The sequence below is a fragment of the Collinsella sp. CLA-ER-H2 genome (assembly GCF_040092405.1).
Taxonomy (GTDB): domain Bacteria; phylum Actinomycetota; class Coriobacteriia; order Coriobacteriales; family Coriobacteriaceae; genus Collinsella.
Window position 1 is genome coordinate 1 of the sequence record NZ_JBBNLO010000051.1, and the last position, 6,051, is coordinate 6,051.

Annotated in this window: 5 protein-coding genes and 1 tRNA gene; 4 read left to right on the forward strand and 2 right to left on the reverse strand. The window is 63.8% G+C overall.

From position 1 onward, the window contains the following. Nucleotides 1-257 precede the first annotated feature (257 nt). Nucleotides 258-1,076, reverse strand: a complete 819-nt coding sequence (locus AAAX59_RS09485; RefSeq protein ID WP_349071574.1) for an exodeoxyribonuclease III — start codon at nucleotides 1,074-1,076, stop codon at nucleotides 258-260. Between the two features lie 135 nt (nucleotides 1,077-1,211). On the opposite strand from AAAX59_RS09485, the gene AAAX59_RS09490 reads away from it, so the two are divergent. From AAAX59_RS09490 to AAAX59_RS09500, 3 genes are all read left to right on the forward strand, one after another. Beyond that, the gene (locus AAAX59_RS09490) at nucleotides 1,212-1,964 is read left to right on the forward strand and encodes an NAD-dependent protein deacylase (RefSeq protein ID WP_349071575.1); all 753 of its coding nucleotides are present in this window, start codon (nucleotides 1,212-1,214) and stop codon (nucleotides 1,962-1,964) included. A gap of 94 nt (nucleotides 1,965-2,058) precedes the next feature. Beyond that, a complete protein-coding gene (folP, locus tag AAAX59_RS09495; RefSeq protein WP_349071576.1) occupies nucleotides 2,059-3,786 on the forward strand; it encodes a dihydropteroate synthase in 1,728 nt (575 codons plus the stop codon). Then, entirely contained in the window at nucleotides 3,787-4,488 is a 702-nt protein-coding gene (locus AAAX59_RS09500; protein WP_349071577.1) for a hypothetical protein, read from the forward strand. Nucleotides 4,489-4,768: 280 nt separating this feature from the next. Here AAAX59_RS09500 and AAAX59_RS09505 read toward each other — a convergent pair whose 3' ends face one another. Continuing rightward, nucleotides 4,769-5,542: a type III pantothenate kinase gene (locus AAAX59_RS09505; protein WP_349071578.1), complete on the reverse strand. Its 774-nt coding sequence runs from the start codon at nucleotides 5,540-5,542 to the stop codon at nucleotides 4,769-4,771. 196 nt (nucleotides 5,543-5,738) lie between these two features. Between AAAX59_RS09505 and AAAX59_RS09510 the strand changes: the two genes are divergently transcribed. Further along, a tRNA-Met gene (locus AAAX59_RS09510) sits at nucleotides 5,739-5,815 on the forward strand. The last annotated feature ends 236 nt before the right edge of the window (nucleotides 5,816-6,051 follow it).

Here is a 6,051-nt window from a genome sequence, read left to right on the forward strand (position 1 = left end):
TTGGAACGGGGGAAACGGCGGTCGACGAAACTGGAGAGGAGGTATTACGAGCTCCTGTGCGAATTGGAGAGAACGCTCCCGCAAACTGCCTCTTGACAACTTATAGGAGCGTCGGTTTTCTTTTTGCGTTGTTCGCTGTGGTTGAGGGTAGTGGCTTAAACGTAGTGGATGGGCCAGTTTCGTGGCAAGCGGGCCGCGTTGATGCCCTCGCGAGGTGAAGATGATCCCTTCCCCTGCCTCCAAGGGACCGATCGGGACTAGAGCTCCAGCGTGAGGGTGACGGGGCAGTGGTCGCTGCCAAAGATGTCGCCGCGGATGCCGGTGTCGCGTACGTTGGCGGCAATTGCGTTGCTCACTAGGAAGTAGTCGATGCGCCAGCCGGCGTTGTTCTTACGCGCATTAAAGCGGTAGCTCCACCAGCTGTAGACGCCCTCGACGTCGGGATTTGCCGCACGCCAGGTATCGGTAAGCCCGGCGTTGAGCAGCTCGGTAAACTTGCCGCGTTCCTCGTCCGAAAAGCCCGCGTTGCCGCGGTTGGACTTGGGGTTCTTAAGGTCGATTTCCTCGTGCGCTACGTTAAAGTCGCCGCAGGTCACCACGGGTTTACCGGTCTCGTGCTCAAGCGCGCTCAAAAAGCGGCGGTAGGCATCGTCCCATGCCATGCGCACATCGATACGCGCGAGCTCGTTTTGGGCGTTGGGCGTGTATACATCGACAAACCAAAACTTGGCGAATTCCAACGCGCAGACGCGGCCCTCGGTTGCGGCTTGGGCAACGAGCTCAGCAGCCTTGCCCTCGCCGGCGTAGGGCAGCAGCGCGTCGGCGCGCAGTACGCGTATCGGTTCCTGGCGGCTAAAGACTGCGGTTCCCGAATAGCCTTTGCGCTCGGCGTAGCTCCATGTTTGGTGATAGCCGGGCAGGTCGATATCGACCTGGCCCTCTTGCAGCTTGGTCTCCTGCAGCGCCAGGATATCGACGTCGAGTTCTTGCGCGATCTGGATAAAGCTCGGGTCCTTTTTGAGCACGGCGCGCAGGCCGTTGACGTTCCACGAGGCAAAGGTGTAAGTCTGAGGCATGGTGTCCTTTCGACGGGGTTGGCAGGCTTAAGATTAGCGCAACAGGGGCGGGGTGGGCTCCGCGCATGCTGACTCAAAGGCCGTATGCCGGGATGTCGCCCGATGCTGCCCGACCAACAAGGACGGAGGACTCATATGACGCAGGCGATAACGGACCCCAAGCAGGCCTCCGCCGCACTGGCGGAGCTGTTCAGTACCCACAAGCGTGTGGTGTTCTTTGGCGGCGCCGGTGTTTCCACGGCGAGCGGCATCCCCGATTTCCGCAGCGTGGACGGCCTGTATCACCAGCAGTTTGCCTACCCGCCCGAGACTATGCTCTCGCATAGCTTTTACGAGGCACATCCGGCCGAGTTCTTCGACTTCTACCGCACCAAGATGATCGCGCTTGGCGCCAAGCCCAATCGCTGCCACACTAAGCTGGCCGAGCTGGAGCGCGCCGGCAAGCTCAGCGCTGTGGTAACGCAAAATATCGACGGCTTGCATCAGATGGCCGGCTCGAAGCACGTATTTGAGCTACACGGTTCGGTCCACCGCAACATTTGCCAGTCGTGCGGCGCGGTCTATAGCGCCGAGTGGATTTGCTCGCGCGAGCACGAGGACGCCGCGGGCGTGCCCGTGTGTCCTGCGTGCGGTGAGCGCATCAAGCCCGATGTGGTGCTCTACGAGGAGCCGCTCGACGAGCACGTGCTGACTGGCGCCGTTACCGCCATCGCCGCGGCCGATGCCCTCATTGTGGGCGGGACCTCGCTCGTGGTGTATCCGGCGGCGGGCCTTACGCGTTACTTTACCGGCGATACGCTGGCCATTTGCAATCTTGCCCCCACCGATCAAGATGCAAATGCCGACCTGCTGATTTCTTGCGACATCGCGGCCGCGTTTGCGTTCTAGCCGGCGCGCGCGGATACAATAGAAAGACTGATTGCAAAGCGACCCCGCCGTTAGCGCTCAGGCGCGGCGGCGCGGGCATTTTAGGAGGATGTTCATGGCGAACGATAGCAAGACATGGCGGTGCGGAAAGTACGAGCTCAGCTTTGACCGTCCGCGCATCATGGGCGTCCTCAACGTGACGCCCGATTCGTTTAGCGACGGCGGGGAGCACTTCGACCCGGATGCCGCCATCGAGTACGGCCTGGCGATGCTCGACGCCGGCGCCGACATCATCGACGTGGGCGGTGAGTCCACGCGCCCCGGCTTTACCCCGGTCAACCCCGACGAGGAGGCTCGCCGCGTGCTACCCGTGGTGCGCGCGCTGGCCAAAGAGGGCGCCATCGTCTCGATCGACACGCGCCATGTGGCGGTTGCCAAGGCGGCCGTGCGCTGCGGCGCCTCGATCGTCAACGACGTGACGGGCTTCACCGACCCCAAGATGGTCGAGTTTGTCGCGGCGAGCACCTGCGGCGTTATCGTAATGCACGCCGGCGAGGTCGCTGCGCCCGCCCGTACGCACGCGACGGTGCAGCTCGATACCTCTGCCGCGGCGTTTGTTGCCGAGAAGGCGCGCGAGGCGGCTGCCGAGGCCGCGCGCGAGGCCGAGAAGCCTGCCCGCCGTCGCCGTGGCAAGCTGCTGGGCGAGCCCAAGACGGAGGCCAAGCTGCCGGGTGGCGTGGTGCAGCCCTCGCTGCCGTTTGGCGATCCGGAGTCCGCACCCGAGCCTACGGGCGAGCAGAAGCAGGAGGCGCCTGCCGCCGAAGAGGCCGCCCCTGTCACCGAGTCTGCCGCAACCCCTGAGCCCGCGCCGGAGCCCAGCGATCACCTGGCCGCCATGATGCGCCGCAGCGCCCGCCGCGAGGAGGCCTACGTTCCCACCTCGCAGCTCCGCCGCTTTACCCTGCCCGATTCGGCGCCCATCATGCGCCGCGTCATGGGCTTTCTGTCCGATCAGGCCCGCGCGCTCATCCACGCTGGCGTGTCGCGCGACCGCATCTGCATCGATCCAGGCCCGGGGTTTGGCAAGACGGCCAACGAGGACATCGTCATCCAGCGCGAGACCGCCAAGATGGCGTCGCTGGGCTATCCACTCATGTGCGCCGTGTCGCGCAAGCGCTTTGTGGGCGCTGTCTCGGGCGTGACCGAGGCCGCCGAGCGCGATGCCGCCACGTTTGGCGTGTGCCTGGGCGCCATCCAGGCCGGCGCCAACATCGTGCGCGTGCACGACGTCGCGGGCTTTGCACAGTTCCTGAACGGTTACTGGGCTGTTGCCAAGCCGCAGCCGCGTCGCGCGTTTGTGGCCGTGGGCTCCAACCTGGGACATCGTTGCGATAACATCCGCGCCGCGCGCGACATGATTGCCGAGATCCCGCTCACCTGCGTGTCCAACTGCTCTCGCATCTACGAGAGCGAACCGGCCTACGAGACGCGCCAGGACGCCTTCGCCAATGCCGTCATCGAGATCAAGACCGAGCTGGCGCCGTTGGTGCTGCTCGATGAGCTTATGGAGATCGAGGCCGAGCTGGGCCGCGACCGTTCCAAAAAGGCCAAGGTCAATGGCCCACGCACCATCGATTTGGACCTGCTGTGGATGGATGGCGAGACCCACGGTGGCAAAAAGCTGCGCCTGCCGCATCCGTTGATCGGCGAGCGCGACTTTGTGCTGGTGCCGCTCGAGGACCTGATGCACGACCCGGCGCGGTTCTTCCGCTACAACGGCGTCGAGGTCAAGGAACCCGAGGATCGCGTGGGCCATATCGTGGGCGAACTGGGGCGTATGTAGATGATCGAGATGAATGCTGTAGCCGTCGGTGCCGAGCTCGACACCGCGCGCGACGCTGGTCGCGAAGGCGCATCCGCGGGCTGGTGCGCTTGGAGCGCGGGCGATGCATCGTTGACATTTTCGCTGGTCGTTCGCCCCGACGTGAACATGCATGCCTTCCACGGCCTGCCGTTTGTGGCTGCGATGGGCATGATGGATGCGCTTGTGGGAACGGCTGCGGCACCGGGACTGGGCCTTGCCGGCAAGGTGGGCATTCAATGGCCGAGCGACATTGTGTGCGGCGCGCCTACGTTTGAGACGCCGTTTGCACGCGTCGCCGTCAACGGTGGCGCCGGTGCCGCAGGCATGTTCGGTGCCGTGACGGTGGATATTGAGCGCGCGGCGCTGGGCGAGCTTGGCGTGGATGTGGCTGACGAAGCGCTGGTCGAGGCGTTGGCCACCGCCGTGCTGACCCGCGTGGACGCCTGGGCGGTTGTTGCCAACACACCGCAGGGCGCTGCCGGTCCGCTGGCTCCCGTGCTGGGCGAGTACTTCGACATGGTGCCGCTGCTCGGTCGCCAAGTTGCGGCGGTGTCGCCCAACGGCCTGCCGCTCGCGGTGGGCGTGTTCGCGGGCCTGGACATCTGGGGTCGCGCGACCATCAAGACCGATGCCGGTGAGCAGGAGTTTCCACCCGAGGCCGTACGGATTCGCGGACTGTAGCGCGAGGCGCTAGCGCTCAAAGACAACGATGACACCAAGACCCTCCTCGGCTATGCCGGGGAGGGTCTTGTTGTCTGGGGAATGGGTTGTCAGCACCCTATTCCTCAAAACTGAATAATTTTCGTTTTTGAGGAATAGGAAACATGCACGATATCGCTGCGCTGGGCGTATTCGAGGAGTCTCTATTCCTCAAAATTGAAAATTTTTCAGTTTTGAGGAATAGGCTTGGCGAACGTTTGCGGGGCTGTGACATCGGGCGTGCTCGACTTAAGCCCCTGCTCTATCCCAGCTCCTGCATGCGGCGGTAGATTTCGCAGATGCCCTTGATGGTGAGTTGCCCGTCGACCACGTCGAAGGCATCGGTCGAATCGGCGACAATGCCGGCGAGACCGCCCGTGGCGATAACGGTGGCGTCCTCGCGGCCCAGCTCGCGCTTCATGCGCGTGACCAGGCCCTCGGCCATGGCGGCGGCGCCCATCACGGCGCCGACCTTGATGCACTCTTCGGTGTCGCGACCGATGGCGTGCTCGGGCGCCTCGAGCGGCACGCTGGCGAGCTTGGCGGCTCGGGCGGCAAGCGCGTCCATGGAGATGCGGATGCCCGGCGCGATCGCCCCGCCAATGTAATAACCGTCCTCATCGATGACGTCGATATTGGTCGCGGTGCCAAAGTCCACCACGATTGCCGGCGCGCCGTAGAAGGTCTCGGCCGCAACGGCGTTGGCGATGCGATCGGCACCTACGGCCTGGGGGCGCGCCGCGCGCAGTTTGGTCACCGCGGCCGTCTGCGGCCCGATAACGATGGCGTCTGCCGCGATGCGGTCGGCCACGGTGTGCCACTCGCGCGAGAGCTGCGGCACCACGCCGGCGAAGGCGATCGCGTCGACCGCGTCGAGTGAGATGTCGTACATCTTAAAGAAGCCCATCAGGCGCACGTGGATCTCGTCGGCGGTATAGGAGCGGTCGGTGGGCATGCGCCACGACTGTACCAGCTCGTCTCCGTCAAACAGACCCATGGCCGTCTGCGTGTTTCCCATATCGATAGCGAGCAGCATGTCTACTCCCGGTGTCGGCATAAAAGGACGCGCACCATTGTATACGTGCCGTCGACGGCGCTCGGCTGCGATTCGTTTACGGTGATAGGGGTCGAGGGGTTTAAATATGAAGGAATTATGCTCTACGAGATTTTCCTTGCCGTTTACCGAACTCCCACGTAATATTCTTACTTGCGCACATGAGGCGCCCAGACATTGCGGGGTGGAGCAGTCTGGTAGCTCGCCGGGCTCATAACCCGGAGGTCGTAGGTTCAAATCCTGCCCCCGCGACCAAGAACTTGCAGCTCGTCGGCCTAGCCGGCGAGCTTTTTTGTTACGGGCTTTAGCCTGTGCGGGGCGCGCAGCGCGCCGCATCAGAAACCACCCGCTATGCGGGTGGGGCCAAACGGCTTTACAAAGCCGCCCCCTCGCCGGACACTTGCGATTGTTCAGGCCGCAAGGAATCCGAGTCGAGAGGGCGGTGGTGGCGTATGGCCCAGAAGGCCTACAGCCTGTCGCACACGAAGTGG

Excerpts from the sequence above, each read along its gene's own strand:
- AAAX59_RS09490 (WP_349071575.1), top strand. The coding sequence starts at position 1,212 with ATGACGCAGGCGATAACGGACCCCAAGCAGGCCTCCGCCGCACTGGCG.
- AAAX59_RS09500 (WP_349071577.1), top strand. The coding sequence starts at position 3,787 with ATGATCGAGATGAATGCTGTAGCCGTCGGTGCCGAGCTCGACACCGCG.
- AAAX59_RS09485 (WP_349071574.1), bottom strand. The coding sequence starts at position 1,076 with ATGCCTCAGACTTACACCTTTGCCTCGTGGAACGTCAACGGCCTGCGC.
- AAAX59_RS09505 (WP_349071578.1), bottom strand. The coding sequence starts at position 5,542 with ATGCTGCTCGCTATCGATATGGGAAACACGCAGACGGCCATGGGTCTG.
- folP (WP_349071576.1), top strand. The coding sequence starts at position 2,059 with ATGGCGAACGATAGCAAGACATGGCGGTGCGGAAAGTACGAGCTCAGC.